Here is a 22,577-nt window from a genome sequence, read left to right as displayed (position 1 = left end):
GGTGAAAACAGTGAACAATATTATTAATCCAATTCAGATTGCAAATAATTTTAAACTCGAGCAAAGTAAAGAGGCTCAGGCACCAGAAAACAAAAATTTTTCCGATTTTTTTCAAGAAAAGCTAACAGAAGTTAATTATTTGCAAAAAGATTCACAAAGGATAACAGCTGATTTTGCTGCTGGTAAAACTGATAATATTCATCAGGTAATGATCGCAGCTGAAAAAGCAAAAATAGCAGTTAATTTAACTACTACAGTTCAATCTAAAGCTGTTGATGCATATAAAGAAATCATGCGTCTCCAGGTTTAATTTTTGACTTTGTAATAATGTTTTTTTAAATGATTTTTTATAGTTATTAATAATTCAGAAAGAGGTTTTATGATGGAAGAGATGTTTGCAAAATATAAGGAAGAACTCAGCACCTTATGGAAAAAATTAAATAAGAGCATTCAAATTTTAATTATAGTGCTGACGGTTTTAATGTCCTTAGCTTTTGCTTACTTAATTTTTAGAGGTAGTGCTGTTAATTACCAGCCACTTTATGCTGATTTAAGCACCACCGATTCGGCAGCAATTGTGGAAAGGCTGGATGAAAACAGCATCGACTATAAATTAGGGGGTCAGGGTAATACAATCTTAGTTCCTGAAGAAGATATTTATCGACTTCGACTGGATTTAGCTTCTGCCGGTTTACCTGATCAGGGAGTAGTAGGATTTGAAATCTTTGATCAAAGTGAATTTGGGACAACCGAGTTTGAAAGGAAAGTAAATTACTACCGTGCTCTTGGGGGAGAACTGGGACGTTCTGTTCAGTCAATTTCGGGTATTAGTTATTCCAGAGTTCAGATAACCCCACCTCAGGAAAGTCTTTTTTTAGATGAGGAAAAATCTGCTACTGCTTCTGTTTTAGTAGAACTAGAACCTGGTTTTAGAATGACCCAGAAGCAAATCGAAGCAGTTCGCAATTTAGTTGCCAGTGGGGTGCAGGACTTACCTTTAGAAGAGGTTACGATAGTTGATACTAATGGGAATTTGCTTTCAAATAATGATTATTTAGGTAGAGAGGGTGTTGATCCTCAGAATTTTGTACTTAGGAAAGAATTTGAAGCTTCTTTAAAAAATGACCTAAACTCACTTTTGACCAGAGTTTTAGGTCCAAACAATTTTGCGGTGGAGGTTTATGCTGATTTAAATTTCGACCAGAGGCAGGCTGAAAGTAAAACATATACGCCAGTAGTGGATGAAAATGGAATTGTTAGAAGTGAAGAAGTTTCAACTAGTAGTCAGCAGGGAGCTCAGGGTGCTCAAGGAGTGCCGGGAACTGATGCAAACATCCCTCAGTATCAGGCAGGGGATGATGCTGGAGCTGCAAGTTATGAGAGTGAAGACCGAATAACAAATTATGAAATAAATGAAAGAATTGAACAGCATGTTTATGCACCAGGAGATGTTAAAAAGCTGTCAGTCTCAGTAATGGTTGACCAAACAGTAGATGAGGAAAGGCTCGATCAAATAAGATCAGCGGTAGCTGCTGCTATTGGTTATGACCAGGACCGGGGAGATGTTTTAAATATTGCTGCAGTTAACTTTGATAACTCACTACAGCAAGAAGCAGAAGCCGCAAGAGCAAATCAGGCAGCAGCAGAAAGGCGAAGAATGTATATCTATGGTGCTTTGATCGCACTTGTCTTATTAATAAGTGCAGGTCTAATTATTTATCTGGTCAGAAGAAATGGTATGCAGACTCAACCAGGAGCTAATTTAGACATGTCAGTTGAAGATGATGAAGATGAATTAGAATCATTATTTAAACCAGACCGTGAACAGAAAAAAGATGCTCATATGAAACGAGAGTTAGAACAAATGATTCATTCAGACCCAGAAAATGCAGCCAAACTAATTCGTAGCTGGCTTTTAGACGAATAATAAATGTTAAAAATTGAAAGGGAATTATTATGAGAGATGAACTTACAGGTAAAGAGAAAGCAGCAATACTTTTAATATCACTGGGACCAGAAATTTCTTCTGATATCTTTAAACACTTAGACGATGAAGAAGTAGAAAAATTGACTTTAGAAATTGCTAATCAAAATAAAATTGATCCCGGTTTGAAGAAGGAAATCCAGCAGGAATTTATTAATTTGCAGCAGGCGAATAACTATATTAATTCCGGTGGTATAAATTATGCCAAAAAAATTCTAGAAAAATCTTTTGGTCCTGATAAAACCAGAAGAATTATTAATCGTTTGACTGCAACTCTACAGGTAAGACCATTTGATTCTATTCGCAAATCTGATCCTGCTCAGTTATTAAACTTTATTCAGGGTGAACATCCACAGACAATTGCTTTGATTTTAGCCTATATTGATCCAACTCAGGCTTCTCAGGTTATTTCGATGCTGTCTACTGATGTGCAGAGTGAGGTAGCAAAAAGAATTGCTGTGATGGACAGAACTTCTCCGGAAATTATTAAAGAAGTTGAAAATGTCTTAGAGAAGAAACTTTCTGCTGTTGCCAGTAATGAATATGCTCGTGCTGGAGGTATTCAGTCAATTGTTGATGTTTTAAATCAGGTTGATCGAGGAACAGAAAAAAATATTCTTGATAAATTAGAAGAAGACGATCCTGAATTAGTAGAAGAAATTAAGAAGAGAATGTTTGTCTTTGAAGACATTGTACTGCTTACTGATAGAGCTGTTCAGCTTGTGCTGCGTCAGGTTGAAACCCATGACCTTGCTTTGGCTCTGAAAACAGCCAGTGATGAGGTTGAAAATATTATTAAGAGTAATATGTCTCAGCGAGCAGCAGAAATGCTGGAAGAAGATATAGAATTCATGGGACCTGTGCGCATTAGAGAGGTAGAAGATGCCCAGCAGAGAATTGTTAATGTGATTAGAGAACTAGAAGAAAGTGGAGAAATTGTGATTGCAAGAGGTGGGGAGAGTGAAGTAGTTGTCTAAGATTATTAAGGCTTCTCAAATCATAGGTAAATATAAAATTAAAAACCACAAAAAATCTCTTTCTTTTGACCCAAAAGCAGAAGAAAATTCTAATAAAAATAATGAGAAAAATAATAAAGAAAATATTGAACAACAGACGAATGCAAAAAAAGATTTATCTAAACAGAAAAGAAAAGAAGCTGAAGTTGAGGCAGAGAAAATTATAGCTGAAGCAAAATCAAAGGCTGCAGGAATAATTGAAGCTGCTCAAAAAGAAAAAAAAGAAATCGAATTACAAAAAGAGGAAATTTTTTCCAAAATAAAAAAAGAAGCTGAAGCTGAATCACTAAAATCAGCTCAAGATAAAATTGATAGGGTTGTAAACGAATTACTTTCAACTGCCAGTTCTTTTGAAGATGAAATGAAAAAGAAAAGAGTCGAAGCACAAAAAAATATAATAAATTTTTCAGTAAAAATTGCAGAAATAATTATTGATGTTAAGCTGGAGGATGAACCTGAAATTATTAATAATATTGTTTCTGATATGCTCTCCAAAATTGATGAGAGCCACAATAATATAACGGTCAGAATCCATCCAGATTTATTACCTTACCTGGAACAAAACAATCTTTATGCTCGCCTTCAAGAAAAAAATCTAAACTTTAAGGGCGATTATGAACTTGAAAAAGGTGATTGTATTGTAGAAAGCAGTCTTGGTGGAAAAGAAGGAAGTATTTCACATAAAATTGAGCTAATCAGGGAAGAACTTTTAAAAGAGGTTGAGGCCAGTGTTTGATTTAGATATGGATAAACTCGAAGAAAAACTTAATCAGATTGATACAACCAGAAATTTTGGCCATATAAACAGAGTTATTGGACTGGTAATTGAATCTATAGGTCCCCAAGCTTCAATTGGAGAGCTTTGTTTAATCAAAAGCGACCAGGGTGATGTTAAGGCAGAGGTTGTTGGCTTTGATGATAATAAAATTCTGATGATGCCTATTGGTGAGATGGAGGGTATAAAACCCGGAGCAAGAGTTGTTGCTACAGGCGAAAAACTCAAAATAAATGTTGGGGAACATCTGCTTGGGAAAATCATCGATGGAAGCGGAAATATTCTTAATGGCGACTATAAAAATATGGGTACAGCTGTTGAGGTTAACCGCCGACCACCAGATCCACTCAAAAGACGAAGAATTAAACAGCCACTTTCTTTAGGTGTGAGATGTATCGATGGATTTCTAACATGTGGTAAGGGTCAGCGCCTTGGTATATTTGCCGGTAGTGGTGTTGGAAAATCAACCCTGCTTGGAATGGCTGCGCGAAATACAAATGCTGATATTAATGTCATTGCACTTGTTGGAGAGAGAGGTCGTGAGGTCAGGGACTTTATCGAAAAAGATCTTGGTGAAGAAGGATTAAAACGTTCTATTGTTGTTGTTGCGACTTCTGATCAGCCAGCTCTTTTAAGAGTTAAGGCCGCCAGTATAGCAACTGCTATTGCAGAATATTTTCGTGACCAGAGTGAAGATGTACTTTTGATGATGGACTCAGTAACTCGAGTTGCCATGGCCTTAAGAGAGGTTGGCTTAGCTATAGGTGAGCCCCCTGCTACCAGAGGTTATCCACCTTCTGTTTTTGCAGAATTACCAAAACTTCTGGAGAGAACAGGAACTAATGCCTTAGGTTCTATAACAGCACTTTATACAGTTTTAGTTGAAGGTGATGACTTTAATGAACCTGTATCTGATACTGTCCGCGGTATTTTAGATGGTCATATTTCTTTGTCTAGAGAACTGGCTGAGTCCGGCCATTACCCAGCAGTTGATGTTCTAAGCAGTGTCAGCAGAATAATGAATGATCTAGTAGATAAGGATCATCTCAAAGCTGCTGAAAAGGTACAGCAGTGGCTTGCTGCTTATAACCAGTCTGAAGATTTAATTAATATTGGAGCTTATGAACGAGGGTCAAACCCGGAAGTGGATAAAGCGATTGAAAAAATTGGACAAATTAATTCTTTTTTAAGACAGGGTATAGAAGAAAAAGCAAATTATCATGATACTGTTGAACGCTTAAAGCAAATTGCCTCAAACTAGGATGAGATAAATGAGTGGATATAAATTTAAATTTGAAAAAATTTTATCTTTACGAAATAAAGAAGAAGAACAGGCTGAAAACAAGTATTTACATTTAAAAAAAGAATTAAGAGAAATAAATCAACAGATTAAAGAATTAGAGCTGGAAAAAGAGGAAGTTTTTGATAATCTAAGGACAGATGACCATGATATTGACTCTCATATTGAAATGAGGGATTATTTAAAAAGATTAAGAGCTGTTAAAATAAAGATTGAAGAAAAACAGGCTGAAAAAGCTGAAGCAGTAAAAAAACAGTTTGAATACATGATGGAAAAAAAGAAAGAAAGAAAAACCCTTGAGAAACTAAAAGAAAAAGAGAGCAAAAGATTCTTCAAAGAATTTTTAGCAGCCGAACAAAAGGAACTGGATGAACTCGGCAGACACTATGGTACAGGTGGTAGATAAAAAAGATGAAAAAATTCATTTATTTTTTAATATTATTTTTAGTTCTTTTCGCAATGCTCAGCTGGTCACTTGATGCATTGGGAGTAATTGACGTCAAGACTGCAGCCTATAATATAGCTTCTAAAATACCCTTTTTAAATAACTATTTAATCAGTCAAGCTGAAATGACTCAATTGGAAAATAAAAACCAGGAACTCCAGCAGGCAATCACCACAAAAGATGCAGAGATTGCTGAGTTAGAAGCTCAGGTTGAAGATTTGAAAGCAGAAATTGATGAACGGGATCAAGTAATTGCTGAAATTCAAAGCGATTATAATGAACTTCTGGCTAATAGAGAAGATAAAGAAGCTAAATATGAGAAAGTTGCTGAAATTTACCGCCGGATGGAGCCTGAAGCAGCTGCAGCTGTGATTATGCAGATGGAGCAGGGCCTAGCTGTAGAAATCATTTCTAGGCTAAAAGAAGATCAGGCAGCAGCAGTAATTGAGTCTTTATCTCAGGATAGAGCTGCTGAGATTATGAGCATGTTGAGTCAGTAATAATTTCTATCTTAACTTATACTATTCTAAATTTAAACAAAACAGAAGTTTTAAATTAAATAACGATAAACAAAAATTAGATAAAAAGCACTGAAAGGAGGTGAGAAATTGAGAGAAGCAATTGCACTAAACCAATACAACTTTCAGCCTCAGCAAGAAATAAAAAAAAGCAGTAGAAACAGGAATAAAGGTAGTTCAGAAAGTTCTTTTGCTGAAAAAATGAGGGCTGCTCAGAGTAAAGACAATAAATCTGATGCTCAAGAAAAGTTTAAAGAAATCGAAAAATCAAAGACCTCTAAACAAGAGTCAGTTAAAGCAGTTGATAGTTCCAAAAAGGAGAATTCAAAATCAAGTCAACTTCCTTCAGAAAAAGACACTAAAAAAATGCTGGAGGAAACTGCAGAGGAAGCAGCTGTTCAGTTAGCTCAGCTTGATTTAAGCAGTATTGAAGAAAATAAATTAAATTCACTACTTAGAGATGCTGGACTTTTAGAAGCTAGTGGAGATGATTTGATTTCTAAAGCTGCTGGAACTGAATTAGAGTTTTCAAAGTTAAACACTGCTGATTTAAAAGCATTAATTTCTAATTTGGAAAATTTAATATCAAATTCTGAAATTGATTTAGCTGAAAACGATCAGCTTGCTTCACTGCTAAATCTGTTAAAAGAAGTTGATTCAGAAAAAAATATTTCAATTGAAAACCAGGCTTTCAGAGAAAAGTTTGCTGATTACTTTGATTTTCAAGTTCAAGCAGAGTCTAAAGCTGATAAAACATCTTCTATAGAAAGCAATGAGCAGGTTCAAACAGCTGGAGCTGAGAAACAAAGCTTAGCTTTTATTAATTCTGATCAAAATAAGTTAAGTCAGAAGGTTGATTTTGAGCAGAAAACTCTTGCCCAAAATAAGCTAGGTCAGGAAAAGACAGCGCAAAATACTGAAAATAATCATTCTAAAAATGAACAGTTATCTAAACTGTTTAGTTCACCTAATCAAAAGCAGAACATAGAGTTTGATTCTAAACTGATCTTCGAAACTGCAAAAGCTGATAATACTGCTGACAAAAAAGTAGTTGATTTTAACTTTTTAGGTACTGATTCTTCATTAAATACAAAACTGAATGTTGGTGAAAAGTCTAATAACTTTGTCCTTGATCAAACTCAACTAAAAGGAGAAATGCCTGTAAAAGATCAATTTGTACAGCAGTTTAAAGGAGAATTTTCAGCTGCTAAAAACGAAATGAACATCGAGCTAAAACCAGAGTCACTCGGCAAAATTGAAGTTAAACTTAATCTAAATGATGGTAAAATTGATGCCAAAATGCTGGTGGAAAATAAGCTGGTTCAGACTCAATTAGAAAGCAGCATGCAGGAAATAAAATCTGATCTGATTAAACAAGGGATTAATATTGAGCAGTTTAAAATAGAAACTGCTAAAGTAGGACCCCGACAGGTTGAACAGCAGAATGAGTTTAACTTAAATGACCAAAAATCAGCTTTTAGTGATGGAGAAACCGGTCAAAATCAGGAATATGAACAGAGACAGTTTTTCCAGGGTCAGTATTATGTACAAAGATCTTTAAACAAGAGTGGCTTAGACAATTTGGATGGTGAAAATCTAGTCATGAGACAGCAGGAAATAATCAATAGAGCTGCCTTTTCGAAAGGAAAGCTTAATTTGATTGTCTAAAGGAGGTAGTTAAATGTCAGATGTGTATGGTGTGAGTTCTACTCAGAGCACACAATATCAGCAGGAAACTCAAAGAGAGTCACTTGAGGCAAATGATGGACTGGGCCAGGATGCTTTTTTTAAGATTTTAATAACCCAGCTTCAGAATCAAGATCCTCTAAATCCAATGGAAGACCGAGATTTTATTGCCCAGATGGCAGAGTTTAGTTCTCTTGAAAAAACTGAAAAACTTTACTCACTGCTGGAAGATAAATTAAGTTCTAACCAGGTAATTGATAACAGTAACTTAATTGGTAAAGAGATTACTGCTAATGTAGAAGATGTCCAGCTAACAGGTGTTGTTGATGCTGTTAAATCACAAGGAGAGCAGGTATTTGCAGTACTTGATAACGGTTCAGAAGTTGATATTACTTATATTACCCAGGTTAAGAACCTTGGAGCAGAAGAAGCATAAAAAGAGGTGTTTTAAATGGATAACAGATTAAAAATAAATCAACCTATACAGCCTCTCAAACGAAGAGAGCATCAGAATAGAGCTGTCCAAAAGAATAAAAACTCAGATTCTCCTTCTTTTAAAGAAATTTTAGGGGAGAAGATGGATGGGGAAAATAAACTCTCATTTTCCAAACATGCTCAAAAAAGAATTAATTCTCGTGCTATACCAGTTTCCAGAACTGAACTTGCTAAGTTGAGTACAGGAGTGGAAAAGGCTAGAAATAAAGGAGCCAGAGATTCACTGGTAATGGTTAATGATGTAGCCTATATAGTTAGTGTAGAAAATAATACTGTAGTCACAGCTGTAGATGAGGCAAGTATGGATGATAATGTTTTTACTAATATAGATAGTGCAGTTTTTATGAAATAAAAGAAAGATTTTAAGCTAAAAATCAAATAATTAGCTTAAATCGGATATGAGCTGGACCTTTTTCAGGGAGCTCTGTTTTGCTGTCGATAACAGTAGGACTCCGATAAGTAATGAAGGAGGAAAAATTATATGTTAAGATCGATGTATGCTGGTGTATCAGGTTTGAATACCCACCAACAGATGATGGATGTAACAGGTAATAATATTTCAAATGTAAATACAATTGGATTTAAAAGCAGCCGTGTTACTTTCAAGGAAATGTTAAATCAAACAATTCAAGGGGCTTCTGCACCACAGGATAACCGTGCTGGTACTAACCCACAGCAGGTTGGACTTGGTGTAGGAGTTGGTAGTATAGATGCTGATATGTCTTCTGGTAACCTGCAGTCAACTGGAAAAACTTCAGATGTTGCAATTCAGGGAGATGGGTTTTTTGTTTTAAGAGATGGCAATACAGAGGTTTATTCTAGAGCTGGTAATTTTAATTTTGATGAGAGAGGTAGACTGTATTCTGCTAGTACTGGGATGTTAGTTCAAGGTTGGACAGCAAATTCAAATGGAGAATATGTAGATGGTTTCACTAGTGATAATATTGGAGATATTCAACTACAGCAGGAAATAAGTGCTCAGGCAACTGATCAGGTTAGCTTTGGGAAGAATTTAAAAGCTAATATTATTAATGACCTGCAGGTTGTAGAAAGTAGTATGGAAGTTAGTGATGGAACAGTATCTGACAATATTAATTTTTCAATAGAGCCAGTTGATGGTCAGCATAATGTTTGGAAATATACTTTAGAAGCTGAAGATAAAGACACAACTTTTGACATTCCACTTGATTCTGATAATGAATATACTGGTAATATATTTTTAAATAATAAAGGTGAAATTACAAATATTACTGATGCTAGTGGATCAAATGTAACTTCTCCAATAACTGTTGAAATTGATGGTGTTGCAGCAAATTCTGATCAGCTAGACTTTACTTTAGGTACTACTTTAAATCAAGATGGTGTAAGTTTTATAAAGTCTAACTATAATAATGATGAATCTATCGATTTTTCTTTTAAGCAAACAGCTAAAAGAGATATTTCTATAAATGTTTTTGACAGCCTTGGTGGTAAACATTCTGTTTTACTTCCTATTGAAAAAATTGGAAATAGAGAATGGGCAATAATAGACAGTAAAGTTAAGGTGGATGACAATCTAGAATCTATTTTTGGAGGAACAGACCATATAATCAAGTTTAATGAAGAAGGTGAAATTGAAAGTGGAGAAACTGCTGAACTAAATTTCACTCCAGCTGGTCCAGGGAAAGAACAAACAGTTGAGCTTGATTTCTCTAAATTGACTCAGTTTGCAGTTGGTAGTTCACAGGAAACAAATAGTGATGGAATGACAGCTAACTTTTCCAACATCAATGGTTATGAAGCAGGTTCTTTAGAGTCATTTTCCTTTACTGAAACAGGTGATGTTATTGGCTCTTACAGTAATGGTTTAACTCAGATTCAGGCTAAATTAGGAATGGCTTTATTCTCTAACCCTGCTGGTTTAACAAGAAGAGAAGGAGTTTTCCAGACCTCCAGTAACTCTGGAGACGCAGAATTAGGTGCAGCAGCTCAGGGTGGATTTGGTTCTTTAGCACCTTCAACTTTAGAAATGTCAAATGCCAACCTTTCTCAGGAATTCACCAACATGATCACAGCTCAGAGAGGTTTCCAGGCAAGTTCAAAATTAATAACAACCTCAGACGAAATGTTACAGGAATTAGTTAATCTTAAAAGATAAATGGAATTAAACTCTCAGGCTGAAATGAAAATTTTTCAGCCTGAGAGATAATTATAATTAAGGAAGTGTATGATGATTAAATTGACCAGGACAAGCGGGCAAAATTTCATATTAAATGCTGAACTTATTTTAGAAGTTCAGGAAACTCCGGATACAGTAATTACCTTAAGTAATGGAAAAAAACTGCTTGTTAAGGATTCAGCAGCAGATATAGTCGAAAAGGTAATAAGTTATAGACAAAAAATTATGGCCGGAATTACTAGAACAGGGGAGAGATCTTAAATGGATTTAGCAACAATAATTGGTTTAGCAGCAGGAGCAATAATATTTAGTGCAGTAGCAGTACTGGGTGGTAATGTAATAATCTTTGTCAGCCTTCAGTCTGCCCTGGTAGTTCTAGGTGGTACCCTGGCCGGTGTAATGATCAGTTATACTTTCAATGATTTAAAAAACATTCCAAATTTATTAAGAGTATCATTTGAAGATGATAAAATGGAATCAGAACATATAATTGAAAGCCTTGTTAATTTTGCTGAAAAAGCAAGACGAGAGGGACTTTTAGCTTTAGAAGATGATGCAGCAGAAATGGAAGATGAGTTTCTGCAGAAGGGAATTCAGTTAATCGTTGATGGTACTGATCCTGAATTGGTTAGAAGTATCTTAGAAACAAAATTAACTTTTTTACAGGAACGCCACACAAAAGGAAGAGGTATCTTTGCTACAATGGGTCAGCTGGCACCTGCCTTTGGTATGATTGGTACTTTAATTGGTTTGGTTCAGATGTTAAGTCAGCTTGATGACCCGACTCAGTTAGGATCCGGAATGGCAGTAGCTCTAATTACAACTTTATACGGTGCTTTGTTAGCAAACTGGATATTTATACCCCTTTCTAAAAATTTAGAAACACAAAGCAACCACGAAATCCACGTTAAAGAAGTTATGATTGAAGGAATTCTTTCTATACAGGCTGGTGAAAACCCAAGAATTGTTAAAGAAAAACTTCATGCTTTCCTCTCTGAAGGGGAGAAAGAAGAGGTTGAAGCCAGAATAAATGAAAGTGGAGAGGTGGGTGTAAGGGAAAATGCCTCGTAAAAATCGAAATAACAAGAATGGTGATGATGGAGGTGGATCTCCAGCCTGGATGACCACTTTTGGTGATATGATGACTCTGCTTTTAGTATTTTTTGTCCTTTTATATTCTTTTTCATCGATGGATGTAGAAAAGTTCCAGGGCTTTATTTCTGCTCTGCAGAATCAGCTTGGAGTTTTAGATGGAGGTCAGACTATTACCCCTGATGCAAATATTGAGGCTGGTAATATTGGCGAAGATTTTGCCCAGGCACCAGAAAATATACAGCAGATTATGCAGGAATTAGATAATTATATTGAAAGTAATAATTTAGGTGATCGAGTAAATGTTGAAAACAAAAGAAAAGGACTTGTCATTAGTTTAACCGGCGAAATACTTTATGAGTTAGGAAGAGCAGATATTAGAGAACAGGGTAGAGAAGTTTTAGCAATGATTTCTGATATTTTAATTGAAATCCCAAATGATATTATGATTGAGGGTCATACCGATGATCTGCCAATTAGAACAGATGAGTTCCCCTCGAATTGGGAACTATCAACTGCAAGAGCAGTCAATGTAATTAAATTTTTAATCGAAGAAAGAGACTTTGACCCGGCAAGACTTTCTGCAGCAGGCTATTCTGAGTATCGACCTGTTGCTTCTAATAATACTGTAGAGGGAAGGGCCAAAAATAGAAGGGTCGAAGTAGTAGTTTTAAATTCACAGTACAACGAAAATAATGGAGCTAATAATACAATGACTAATAATATAAATAATACTTTAAATGAAGCAGAAACAGCAGCAAATAACCAAACCAGAACAAATTCCGATGAAGGAGGCAGCTGATATGGCAGATACCCGAAATATAAATTATAAAATGCTTACATTAATAATCGTACTTGTTGTTATAATAACTGGAGTAGCAAGCTTCACTTTTTTTACCTATTTTTCTGTAGCTGATGATGAGCAGGAAGATTTTGATATTGAAGATATCCGTTCTACTTATACCGTAGGGGATTTTGTGGTCAATATTGCTAATAACAGCCAGATTAATTTTATTAGAGCAAGCCTGGTATTTGAAATAGAAGAGGACGAGCTAATTGAAGAATTAGAGAAAAGAAAGCCCCAGGTTAGAGATGCAATCATTACAACTTTACGTTCTCAAAATGAAAGTATTTTAAAAGAAGCTAATGCACAAACAATAAAGAAAATAATTAAATCTGAGGTAAATGAAATTCTGAGATCAGGAGAAGTTACAAACGTTTGGTTTACAGAACTGGTTGTGCAGTAAGGAGGAATTAAGATGGCTGATGTATTAAATCAAAATGAAATTGATTCACTTCTTTCTGCAATAAGCAGTGGTAGTATTGATGTCGAAGAGGCTAAGGAACAATCAAATGAAAAAGAGATAAAAGAATATGATTTTAAAAGGCCTGATAAGCTCTCAAAAGAGCAGATGAGGACTTTGGAGATGATTCATGATAACCTTTCTCGAATCTTTACTACAACTCTTTCTACAAAATTAAGAAGTATGGTTAACTTTGAGGTAGTTTCAATTGAACAGCTTGCTTATTCGGAATTTATTAACTCACTACCTGAACCAACAATTATTAGTATTAATAAGCTTGAACCTTTAAGCGGCCAGTTTATTTTTGAGATCAACCCGGAAATAGGATTTGGAATTATAGATAGATTATTTGGTGGTTTTGGTAAACCAATTTCAGATGTCCGTTCTTTTACTGACATTGAGCGAGTTGTACTGAGGCGAGTTATGAACTGGCTTTTAGTTGATTTTAAAGAGGCCTGGAGCAACATTGAAGAACTTGAGCCGGAGTTACTGGAGTTGGAGTCCAATCCAAATTTCATTCAGGTTGTACCAGATAGTGATATGACAATTATTATTACTTTAGCAGCCAGGATCGGAGACACAGAAGGATTAATAAATATTTGCTTACCATATATTGTTTTAGAACCAATAGTAAAAAACCTAAATGCTCAGTACTGGTTTTCCAGTACTAGAGAAAAGCAGACAGCCGAACATATTGCCCAACTTAAAGAGCGCTTAAATGATGCAATGGTTGAAGTTGATGCAGTACTTGGCAGTACTCAGCTTACTGTAGAAGATTTCTTATATCTCCATCCCGGTGATGTAATTAGACTTGATAAAAAAGTAGAAGAAAATGCTGAACTAAAAATTGGTAATAATCATAAATACCAGGCGGTTGTTGGCAGTAAAAACCGTCATAAAGCGATACAAATTGTTGGAGTAGCAGAAAATTTATTTGAGGAGAGTGAAGTCAATGACGAATGAGGGTAATTTTTTATCACAGGAAGAAATAGATGCACTAATGAATAATCAGGATGATGAAGATAATGAAACTGAAGCTAAGTCGGTCGAATTAACTCCTGATGAGATTGATGTAATAGGAGAAGTAAACAATATTGCAATGGGTTCCTCTGCTACAGCGCTCTCCAAACTGCTGGACCAAAAGGTAGATATAACAACACCTGAGGTTGAATTAATGTCTTTCCAGAAATTAATTGAGGATTATGATCGTCCCTGTGTTTTAGTAAAGGTTGAGTATGTTGAAGGGATAGAAGGTTTAAGTATTCTTGTTTTAAATACTGAAGATGCAGCTGTAATTGCAGACTTAATGATGGGGGGAGACGGCCTGGAGGGTCTAGAAAGTGAAATGTTAAATGAGATTTCAATTAGTGCTGTTGGAGAAGCAATGAACCAGATGATGGGGGCAGCTTCTACCTCGATGTCCAATATTTTAGATCGTTTGGTCAATATTTCTCCTCCTGAAGCAGAATTTATTAATTTAGATGATGTAATGGAAGAGGGAAGAGATTGGTTTGACCCTAAAGAAGAAATAGTTGTAACTTCATTTAATTTAAAGATTGGTGATTTAATTGATAGTACATTCAAACAGCTCTCGTCTTATAACTTTGTTAAAAATTTGGCTGAGTCGTTACTTACAGGTCAAACAGGTTTAATGGACAACAGCACTGATGACAGTGAAGAGCAATCAACTGCTCAGAAAGCTGCTCCAAAAGCAGAGCCAGAGCAGACTCAAGCAAAAACAACTTCTAAAGATGAGGCTGCTTCAAAAAGTACTGCAGCAAAAGCCCCGGCAGCAGCTAACAGCGGCAGTCAGCAGAGGCGCAGTAGTTCGCGAAATATTTCTTCAGAAGAAACAGTTGATGTTCATTCAGCTCAATTCCCTGAATTCAGTGAACATGAAACCCAACCTCTACCAAATAATATGGAATTGATAAAGGATGTTCCGTTAGAAGTAACTGTAAGGCTTGGTAAAACTGTAATGAAAATTAGAGATATTTTAGAATTAGGAGACGGCTCAATTATTGAGCTGGATAAACTTGCCGGTGAACCGGTAGATCTTTTAGTTAATGGTAAATTAGTTGCTAAAGGTGAGGTAGTAGTAATTGATGAAAACTTTGGCTTTAGAGTTAAAGATATTGTTAGTCCAGCTGAACGTTTAAATACTCTTTAACCTGGTGGTGTAAAGATGAATTATATGTGGGAAACATTTAAGATGGCCTTTTATTTAATCCTGGTGATCGGTTTTATCCTTGCCATCTATTATTTTATAAAAAAGCGCTTTAACTTCACTACAACTAAAGAATTAAAGCTGATCGACAGCCTGCGTCTTTTTAATGGTGAAACAGTTTATTTAGTTAAAGTCTATAATGATATTGTAATGCTGGGTGGGAGTAAGGAAGAATTAAATTTTTTAAAAAGCTGGCCGATCTCAGAAATTGATTTTGATTTAAAAGAGCTGGAAGAAAATGAGACAGCAAAAGTTGATTTCAAAGAAAAGTTGAAAAATATTATAGACCAGAATAAAAATATTTCAAAAAATAAGCGAAATCAGAATTCCGGCAGTGATCAGGATGAATAAGCGTTTAATTTTAATTGCTGTTATAGCACTATTACTTTTTAGTCCAATTTTTACTTCAGTAGTATCTGCTCAGGATTTTAATATACCTGATATTTCCTTTGAAATTTCAAATAACGATGATCAAGCCAATGAGGGAGAGGATTTAGTTTTATCTCTGAGAATACTGCTCTTATTAACAGTACTCTCACTTGCTCCCGCAATTATAGTTTTATTTACTTCTTTTACCAGGATTATTATAGTCTTTTCTATTTTGAAAAGGGCTTTATCCTTAAATAATATGCCTCCAAATCAGGTTTTGATTGGGATAGCAATTTTTTTAACAATTTTTATAATGGCTCCTGTGCTGCAGGTGGTTAATCAGGATGCCCTTCAGCCATATTTGGAAGAGGAAATTAGTCTGGAAACTGCCTATGAAAATACAATTAATCCTGTAAGAGAGTTTATGTTTAACCAGGTTGATGAACGTTCTTTGAGTCTTTTTGCTGAGCTTTCAGAAATCGAGCGGCCTGAAAACCGGCAGGATCTGCCTACATATGTTTTGATTCCTGCATTTTTAATTAATGAAATCAAGATTGCTTTTCAAATAGGGTTTTTGCTTTATATACCATTTTTAATGATCGATATGATTGTGGCCAGTATTTTGATGTCAATGGGAATGATGATGCTGCCGCCTGTTATTATTTCACTTCCTTTTAAAATTTTACTATTTGTACTCGCAGATGGCTGGCATCTTTTGATTGGATCTTTAGTTGAAACTTTTAATTAATTTTAATTTACGGGAGTGGAAAAAATGGGAGAAGCGGTAGTTTTAGATATAGGCAGAGAAGCTTTATACACGGTAATCTTAGTTATTATGCCTGTTCTAGGAGCTGGTTTGATTACTGGTCTTTTAGTGGCTATTTTCCAGGCCACAACTCAGATTCAGGAACAGACTTTAGCCTTTGTGCCTAAGATATTTGCAGTTTTAGCAGCTATCGGTTTTTTTGGTCCCTGGATAATGACCACAGTTGTTGAGTTTGTGCAGGAACTGCTGCGGAATATCCCCCTTTATTTAGGTGGGTGATAAATTTTGCCAGAAGATATTTTAATTAATGAAGTTATATTTTTATTTGCCCTTATTTTTAGCCGTTACTTAGGCATTTTCTTTTTAACTCCAATTTTCAGCAGTCAGGTGATTTTCTTTCAGGCTAAAGTTTTAGTTGCTTTAAGTTTAACTGCGGTTACAATGCCGGTAGTAATCAATTCTTTTCAGCCAATTTATCCTGCCAATAACATCCTCGTTTTAGTTAAGATTATGAGCGAATTAAGTGTAGGACTATTTATGGGGCTTGCAGTATTTTTGGTTTTTTCTGCAGTTCAGCTGGGGGGCCAGATAATTGATATGCGGATGGGTTTTCGGATTGCGAACGTAGTTGACCCTTTTAGCGGTATTAATTCTCCAGTTATTGGTCAGTATAAAAACATTTTTTTAACTTTGATTTTTTTGGCAGTTGACGGCCACCTTTATTTAATCAAACATTTAAGTAATTCTTTTAAAATTATTCCTCCAGGTGAGGTTAATTTCAGCTCCCAGATTTGGCTTTACTTTTTTCGCAGAAGTGCAGATATGTTTCTTTTAGCACTGCAGGTTGCAATGCCTATAGCTGGAGCGATATTTTTGCTTGATGTAATACTTGCCTTTTTAGCCCGATCGGTTCCGCAGATGAACCTTTTTGTGGTTGGATTACCGATGAAAATTTTGGCAGGACTGCTCTTATTATTTGTTTTAATACCAGTTTTAAACAACTTTTATTCTGAAATTATTTTTGATATTATTAATGAAATACCTCGTTTGTTTAGATTGTTAAGTCCCTAAAGGGAAAGGGGAGAGATCATGCCTGATGGTGGAACTGGAGAAAAAACGGAAGAAGCTACTCCCCGGCGGAAAAAAGAAGCCCGTGAAGAAGGTAATGTAGCAAAGGGTAAAGAGATAAGCCAGGCCTTTACCTTACTCGCAAGTTTTATCCTGCTTTACTTCCTAATGCAGCAGATGATCTTTACTGTTATTGGGGAAATTAGATTTTATTTTAGTGAGCTAATTATATCTCCTTTCAGTATTAACAATGCCTATAATATTTTAATGACAGCTTTTATCAAAACTATTAGAACTATTGCACCGATAATGATTGTTTCAGCTGCAGCAGGTGTCTTAGTTAATTTTCTGCAGATTGGTCCCTTATTTACTACCAAATCATTGGTGCCTGATCTTAAGAAAATTGACCCGATTAAAGGTGCCAAAAATATTTTTTCTCTAAGGTCATTAATGGAATTGTTTAAATCGCTTTTTAAGTTGTTTGTAATCACAGCTGTTGCTTATAATATTTTGTCTAAAAATATTGATATCTTCGAAGAAAGTCTGCATCAGGATTTAACTCAGTCGATTGTTGTTTTAAGTTCACTGATCAGTAAGATGGCTTTTTCGATTATTGCTGCTCTGGTGATTTTAGGAATAATTGACCTCCTTTATCAGCGCTGGCAGCATAATAAAGATCTAAAGATGTCTAAATATGAGGTTAAACAGGAAAGAAAAGAGATGGAAGGTGACCCAATGGTTAACCAGCAGCGTAAACAGCGCCAGCGGGAGATGAGCATGAACAGAATGATGTCTTCTGTTAAAGATGCAGATGTTGTAATCACCAACCCGACTCATATTGCTGTAGCCTTAAAATATGATTTAGACGAGATGGATGCACCAGAAATTATAGCTAAGGGTGAAGGCTTTGTTGCTCAGAAGATAAAGAAAAAGGCCAGAGAGGCTGAAATTGAAGTTGTAGAAAACAAACCACTGGCTCGCTCCTTAAATTCAATGACCGAGATAGGAGATCAGGTTCCAGTAGAGCTCTATCAGGCTGTTGCTGAAATTTTAGCCAGGATATTTAGGGAAAATGAAAAGTACTAATTTTATTTTAAATATTAATATCAATTTTATTATAAATTTATTTGTAAGTTTGAAGGAAGTTTTGGAGGTAAATAATTAGTGGATAACAGTTTAGTTTTTTCTAAAATAACTAAAAATACAGATATAGTATTTGCTTTAATGGTAGTAAGTATAATTGTAATGTTTATTATACCTCTGCCAACTATGCTGCTTGATATGCTGCTGGCTGCTAATATTACCTTTGCCATGGTGATTATTCTGGTCAGTATTTATACAACAGAACCACTTGATCTCTCAGTTTTTCCATCCCTGCTGCTTTTTGCAACATTGTTTAGGTTGGGTTTGAATATTTCTACTACCCGTTTAATTCTGGGGCAGGGTTATGCTGGAGAAATTATAATGAGTTTTGGTGATTTTGTTGTCGGCGGTAATTATGTGGTGGGTTTAATAATCTTTTTAATCATCGTAATTATCCAGTTTGTTGTAATTACTAAGGGTGCAGAAAGGGTTGCTGAGGTAGCAGCTAGATTTACCCTTGATGCGATGCCTGGTAAACAGATGAGTATTGATGCAGATTTAAATGCAGGTGTTATAGATGAAGTAGAAGCAAAACGCGAAAGAGAAAAAATAAGGCAGGAAGCCGACTTCTATGGAGCCATGGATGGTGCCAGTAAATTTGTTAAAGGTGATGCAATTGCTGGGATTATAATTACCTTTATTAATATTGTTGGTGGCTTAGTAATTGGTGTCTTACAGCAGGGTATGGGGATCGGCGAGGCTGCCCAGACCTATATACTTCTGACTGTTGGTGATGGACTTGTTTCTCAGATACCGGCACTTTTAATTTCGACTGCAACCGGTATGGTAGTTACCAGAGCCGCTTCTGATAATAATATGGGTAATGAGATGACAGAACAGCTTTTAAAACAGCCAAAAGCTTTATTTATCGCCTCAGGTGTACTTTTAGTTATTGGTTTTGTACCTGGACTGCCGACCATTCCTTTTCTCTTTTTAGCATCTTTTATTGCTGTGCTGGCTTATCTAATAGTCAGAACTGCTGAAACAGATAAGCTTGAGCAGAAGAAACAGCCGCAGCGAAAAGAGATGAGCGAAGAACAAAAACAGGAAATGCGGCAGGAAGAATTGAAACAGCTGATTAAAGTTGATAAATTGGAGATTGAAGTAGGCTATAATTTGATTTCCCTGGTACTTCCCGAACAGGGTGGAGACTTTTTAGACAGGGTAAGTAATATCAGAAAACAGATTGCAGTTGAGTTAGGAATTATTCTACCTCCAATTCGGATTGTTGATAACCTGCAGCTGCAGCCAGATTTATACAAAATAAAGCTGCACGGGGTGGAATTAACCAAGTATCAGCTGTATCCAGACAAATTTTTAGCTATGGATCCTGGAAACACTTTTGAAGATATTCCAGGGATTGAAACTGAGGAACCAGCTTTCGGAACCGAAGCACTTTGGATTGAAGAATCCCAGAAAGAGAATGCAGAGCTTGCAAACTACACAGTAGTAGATCCCGGTTCTGTAATGGCAACCCATTTAACAGAGGTAATACGCGAACATTCTCATGAGCTTTTAGGTCGAAAAGAAGTGAAAAAGCTAATTGATAACTTTAAAGAAGATAATGAAGCTGTTATTGATGAGCTGATGCCTGATTTATTAAAATTAGGTGAGATTCAGAAAATACTGCAGAACTTACTCTGGGAGAAAATCCCGATTAATAATCTGCTTATTATTCTCGAAACTCTGGCTGACCATGCACCAAGAACCAAAGATCAAAGTGTTTTAACAGAATATGTGCGGCAGGGATTATCCAGGCAGATAAGCAACCAGTTTACTGCAGAAGATAATACTATTTATGCAATAACAATTGACCCACAAAAAGAAGAGCAGTTGATAAATTCTGTAGAGCAGTCTGACCAGGGAAGATATTTATCCTTAGAACCAGCTCAGGCACAGAATATTATTAATGCTGTTGTTACACAGGTTAAGGGCCTGCTTGAACAAGGAAGAGATCCAATTTTGTTGACCTCACCGATGATTAGGCGCCCGTTGAAAGAAATGATTCATCGAACTTTTTCTGACTTAATAGTTCTATCCTTTAATGAGTTAGAATCAGATGTTGACTTACAGGTACAGGGGGTAGTAAATTAAATGCAGGTTAAACGATATACTGGAGAAACTATACAGGATGCTATTTTTAAGGTTAAAGCAGATCTTGGTCCTGAAGCAGTTATTATAGACCGCAGAGAGTACAAAGAAGGAGGTTTCTTTGGCTTTTTTGCGAAGAAAAAAGTTGAGATTTTAGCTACAGTTGAGTCTAAAACAGCTGCAGCTAATCCTGATAATATAAATCCAATTAAAGAATTTATAAATGAAGTAAAAAATAATGATGAAACAAATAAAACAAAAGGGAAAAATTTAGATATCCGCAATCAGGATGAAAGTTTTGAAATCAAGACTTCAGATCTAAAAAATAATGATTTAGAGCTGCCTAAAAATGACAGCCGCAATCAGGAAAATGAATCTTCAGTAGAGAATAGAAAATCTGCTAAAGCTGTTCTGGCTGAAAAAATTAAAAGTGTCCAGAAGTCTAATAATTCAATTTCTGCTGCTGACAATAATTTATATAACTATCTTTTGGGGCAGGGAGTTGAATCAAGATTTGTCACAAAATTTATCAAAGAGCTGGAAGCAGAGTTAAGACCGGACGAGGAACTTAAAGATAAGCTTACAGAGTTCTGCCAGCAGTATTTTAATTTTAAGGCTGGAATAGAAGCTGCTGAAAAGCAGAAAGTTGTATCCTTTATTGGTCCAACAGGAGTTGGTAAGACGACAACTATGGCCAAGGTCGCAGCCCACTTTTCGATGGAGGAAAATAAAAAAGTAGGTTTAATTACAGCTGATACATACAGAATAGCTGCTGTTGAACAGCTGCAGACCTACAGTGATATTATTGATCTTCCCTTTGCAGTCTCCTACAGTGGAGAAAAGCTGGCAGATTTAATTGCTAATCGCTTTAGTGACTGTGACTTAATACTAATTGACACTCCAGGAAGCAGCTGGAAAGATGAGCTGCAGCTTGCGAGGCTTAAACTTTACACTGAAGCTGATTTTATCGACGAAACCCATCTGGTAATCAGTATGAATACCAAAAGTAGTGATTTAAAGAGAATAATTAATAAATTTGGTGTCCTTAATCCCGATCATTTTCTGCTAACAAAACTTGATGAAACTGAAAGCTATGGTGATTTAATTAATCTTAAAGAAAACTATGGTCTGCCATTTTCATATTTAAGTTTTGGCCAGGATGTTCCAGAAGATATTGAAGCTGCTGAGGCTGATAATATTAGAAAATATTTATTTGGTGATTACTATGCGTAGTCAGGCTGCTAAGCTAAAAGAAATGATGAAAGAAAAGAAAGAAGAAATGAAAAATAGTTTTGAAAATAATGGGGCAGAGGAAAATGCTAGCTCTACTAGAACAATAGCTGTAGCAAGTGGTAAGGGTGGAGTAGGAAAATCTACTTTTAGCAGCAATTTTGCTTACCAGCTTGCTAAACTGGGGAAAAAAGTGCTGATCATTGATAGTGATATTGGGATGGCTAACCTTGATATTATGCTTGGAGTCCAGCCTAAATATGATCTGGGTCATCTGCTGCGGGATGAGTGCAGTTTAGATGAAGCAATCTGTGAAGGACCGGCTGGAATCAAGCTTTTAAGTGGAATCACAGGGGATGACAGCTTTATTGATTATGATAAAGATTCAATAAATAAATTAATTAATATTGGTTCGCGCTTAGAAAAAGACTTTGACTATCTTCTGATTGATTTAGGGGCAGGTGCATCTAAGAGTATAATCAACACAATTCGTTCTGTCGATGAACTAATTATCGTTTTAACAACTGAGCCAACATCAGTGATGGACAGCTATAGTTTAATCAAAATTCTTTCTAAACATAATTACAAAAGACCTTTGAAAATGGTAGTTAATCAGGTTGACAGTCAAAAAGATGCTCAAAAAACTGCCAAAAGAATGATGTCAACAATTGAGAAGTATTTAGGTATTGAGTCAACACTTTTAGGAACAGTAAATTCAGATAAAAAAATTGGTTATGCAATTAGACAGCAGAAACCTTTTTCAGAACTTTTTCCTGAACGCAGGGCTGCCTTAGATTTTGAAAAGATTGCCAGAAAAATTAGTGGAGAAAAGAAGCCAGCAAAAGGAGTAAAAAGTTATTTCTATAAGATGATAGGCTTTTTCAAAGGAGATTCTTAAAAAGCTACTGGA

At 35.7% G+C, this 22,577-nt stretch carries 25 protein-coding genes; all 25 read left to right on the top strand.

Annotation, left to right across the window (positions count from 1 at the left end; translation table 11 throughout):
* Window positions 1-10 precede the first annotated feature (10 nt).
* The 25 genes from fliE to ACZ446_RS10960 all read left to right on the top strand — a co-directional run bounded on the left by fliE (window position 11) and on the right by ACZ446_RS10960 (window position 22,565).
* Window positions 11-310 carry a flagellar hook-basal body complex protein FliE gene (gene fliE, locus ACZ446_RS11080; RefSeq protein ID WP_464392615.1) on the top strand — a complete coding sequence of 100 codons (300 nt, stop codon included), beginning with the start codon at window positions 11-13 and terminating at the stop codon, window positions 308-310.
* A gap of 72 nt (window positions 311-382) precedes the next feature.
* Window positions 383-1,927 (top strand): flagellar basal-body MS-ring/collar protein FliF, encoded by a 1,545-nt coding sequence (gene fliF / locus ACZ446_RS11075; protein WP_464392614.1) that lies wholly within the window; start codon window positions 383-385, stop codon window positions 1,925-1,927.
* 29 nt (window positions 1,928-1,956) lie between these two features.
* Entirely contained in the window at window positions 1,957-2,961 is a 1,005-nt protein-coding gene (gene fliG, locus ACZ446_RS11070) for a flagellar motor switch protein FliG (RefSeq protein WP_464392613.1), read from the top strand.
* On the top strand, window positions 2,954-3,736 hold the full coding sequence (locus ACZ446_RS11065; RefSeq protein ID WP_464392612.1) for a FliH/SctL family protein: 783 nt from the start codon (window positions 2,954-2,956) through the stop codon (window positions 3,734-3,736). Before fliG ends, ACZ446_RS11065 begins: the two co-directional genes overlap by 8 nt.
* The gene (fliI, locus tag ACZ446_RS11060; protein WP_464392611.1) at window positions 3,729-5,036 is read left to right on the top strand and encodes a flagellar protein export ATPase FliI; all 1,308 of its coding nucleotides are present in this window, start codon (window positions 3,729-3,731) and stop codon (window positions 5,034-5,036) included. Before ACZ446_RS11065 ends, fliI begins: the two co-directional genes overlap by 8 nt.
* Before the next feature lie 10 nt (window positions 5,037-5,046).
* Complete coding sequence (gene fliJ, locus ACZ446_RS11055) at window positions 5,047-5,481, top strand: flagellar export protein FliJ (RefSeq protein ID WP_464392610.1); 435 nt, start codon at window positions 5,047-5,049, stop codon at window positions 5,479-5,481.
* Between the two features lie 5 nt (window positions 5,482-5,486).
* Window positions 5,487-6,020, top strand: a complete 534-nt coding sequence (locus ACZ446_RS11050) for a MotE family protein (RefSeq protein WP_464392609.1) — start codon at window positions 5,487-5,489, stop codon at window positions 6,018-6,020.
* Between the two features lie 108 nt (window positions 6,021-6,128).
* Window positions 6,129-7,706, top strand: coding sequence for a flagellar hook-length control protein FliK (locus tag ACZ446_RS11045; protein WP_464392608.1), 1,578 nt, complete (start codon window positions 6,129-6,131; stop codon window positions 7,704-7,706).
* Window positions 7,707-7,719: 13 nt separating this feature from the next.
* Window positions 7,720-8,160 carry a flagellar hook capping FlgD N-terminal domain-containing protein gene (locus tag ACZ446_RS11040; protein WP_464392607.1) on the top strand — a complete coding sequence of 147 codons (441 nt, stop codon included), beginning with the start codon at window positions 7,720-7,722 and terminating at the stop codon, window positions 8,158-8,160.
* 15 nt (window positions 8,161-8,175) lie between these two features.
* Window positions 8,176-8,571, top strand: a complete 396-nt coding sequence (locus tag ACZ446_RS11035; RefSeq protein ID WP_464392606.1) for a TIGR02530 family flagellar biosynthesis protein — start codon at window positions 8,176-8,178, stop codon at window positions 8,569-8,571.
* 129 nt (window positions 8,572-8,700) lie between these two features.
* Complete coding sequence (locus ACZ446_RS11030) at window positions 8,701-10,356, top strand: flagellar hook protein FlgE (protein WP_464392605.1); 1,656 nt, start codon at window positions 8,701-8,703, stop codon at window positions 10,354-10,356.
* Window positions 10,357-10,428: 72 nt separating this feature from the next.
* Entirely contained in the window at window positions 10,429-10,638 is a 210-nt protein-coding gene (locus ACZ446_RS11025; protein ID WP_089720269.1) for a flagellar FlbD family protein, read from the top strand.
* Window positions 10,639-11,448 carry a motility protein A gene (locus tag ACZ446_RS11020; protein ID WP_089720266.1) on the top strand — a complete coding sequence of 270 codons (810 nt, stop codon included), beginning with the start codon at window positions 10,639-10,641 and terminating at the stop codon, window positions 11,446-11,448.
* On the top strand, window positions 11,438-12,271 hold the full coding sequence (locus ACZ446_RS11015) for an OmpA/MotB family protein (RefSeq protein WP_464392604.1): 834 nt from the start codon (window positions 11,438-11,440) through the stop codon (window positions 12,269-12,271). The genes ACZ446_RS11020 and ACZ446_RS11015 overlap by 11 nt, the downstream gene beginning before the upstream one ends.
* A gap of 31 nt (window positions 12,272-12,302) precedes the next feature.
* A complete protein-coding gene (locus ACZ446_RS11010; RefSeq protein WP_464392603.1) occupies window positions 12,303-12,716 on the top strand; it encodes a flagellar basal body-associated FliL family protein in 414 nt (137 codons plus the stop codon).
* A gap of 12 nt (window positions 12,717-12,728) precedes the next feature.
* Entirely contained in the window at window positions 12,729-13,736 is a 1,008-nt protein-coding gene (gene fliM / locus ACZ446_RS11005) for a flagellar motor switch protein FliM (protein WP_089720259.1), read from the top strand.
* The gene (gene fliY, locus ACZ446_RS11000; protein WP_464392602.1) at window positions 13,726-14,943 is read left to right on the top strand and encodes a flagellar motor switch phosphatase FliY; all 1,218 of its coding nucleotides are present in this window, start codon (window positions 13,726-13,728) and stop codon (window positions 14,941-14,943) included. The genes fliM and fliY overlap by 11 nt, the downstream gene beginning before the upstream one ends.
* 15 nt (window positions 14,944-14,958) lie before the next feature.
* Window positions 14,959-15,351, top strand: coding sequence for a FliO/MopB family protein (locus ACZ446_RS10995; RefSeq protein ID WP_089720255.1), 393 nt, complete (start codon window positions 14,959-14,961; stop codon window positions 15,349-15,351).
* Window positions 15,344-16,117 (top strand): flagellar type III secretion system pore protein FliP, encoded by a 774-nt coding sequence (gene fliP, locus ACZ446_RS10990; RefSeq protein ID WP_089720252.1) that lies wholly within the window; start codon window positions 15,344-15,346, stop codon window positions 16,115-16,117. Before ACZ446_RS10995 ends, fliP begins: the two co-directional genes overlap by 8 nt.
* Window positions 16,118-16,141: 24 nt before the next feature.
* Window positions 16,142-16,414, top strand: coding sequence for a flagellar biosynthesis protein FliQ (gene fliQ / locus ACZ446_RS10985; RefSeq protein ID WP_089720250.1), 273 nt, complete (start codon window positions 16,142-16,144; stop codon window positions 16,412-16,414).
* Window positions 16,415-16,420: 6 nt separating this feature from the next.
* Window positions 16,421-17,206 carry a flagellar biosynthetic protein FliR gene (fliR, locus tag ACZ446_RS10980; protein WP_089720248.1) on the top strand — a complete coding sequence of 262 codons (786 nt, stop codon included), beginning with the start codon at window positions 16,421-16,423 and terminating at the stop codon, window positions 17,204-17,206.
* A gap of 18 nt (window positions 17,207-17,224) precedes the next feature.
* Window positions 17,225-18,289: a flagellar biosynthesis protein FlhB gene (flhB, locus tag ACZ446_RS10975; RefSeq protein WP_464392601.1), complete on the top strand. Its 1,065-nt coding sequence runs from the start codon at window positions 17,225-17,227 to the stop codon at window positions 18,287-18,289.
* 78 nt (window positions 18,290-18,367) lie between these two features.
* Window positions 18,368-20,440 (top strand): flagellar biosynthesis protein FlhA, encoded by a 2,073-nt coding sequence (flhA, locus tag ACZ446_RS10970; RefSeq protein ID WP_464392600.1) that lies wholly within the window; start codon window positions 18,368-18,370, stop codon window positions 20,438-20,440.
* Entirely contained in the window at window positions 20,441-21,670 is a 1,230-nt protein-coding gene (flhF, locus tag ACZ446_RS10965) for a flagellar biosynthesis protein FlhF (protein WP_464392599.1), read from the top strand.
* Window positions 21,663-22,565 carry a MinD/ParA family protein gene (locus ACZ446_RS10960; protein WP_464394397.1) on the top strand — a complete coding sequence of 301 codons (903 nt, stop codon included), beginning with the start codon at window positions 21,663-21,665 and terminating at the stop codon, window positions 22,563-22,565. The genes flhF and ACZ446_RS10960 overlap by 8 nt, the downstream gene beginning before the upstream one ends.
* Window positions 22,566-22,577: the final 12 nt, after the last annotated feature.

It is taken from the genome of Halanaerobium sehlinense, from assembly GCF_055379485.1.
This window is presented reverse-complemented; position numbering and strand designations above follow the sequence as displayed.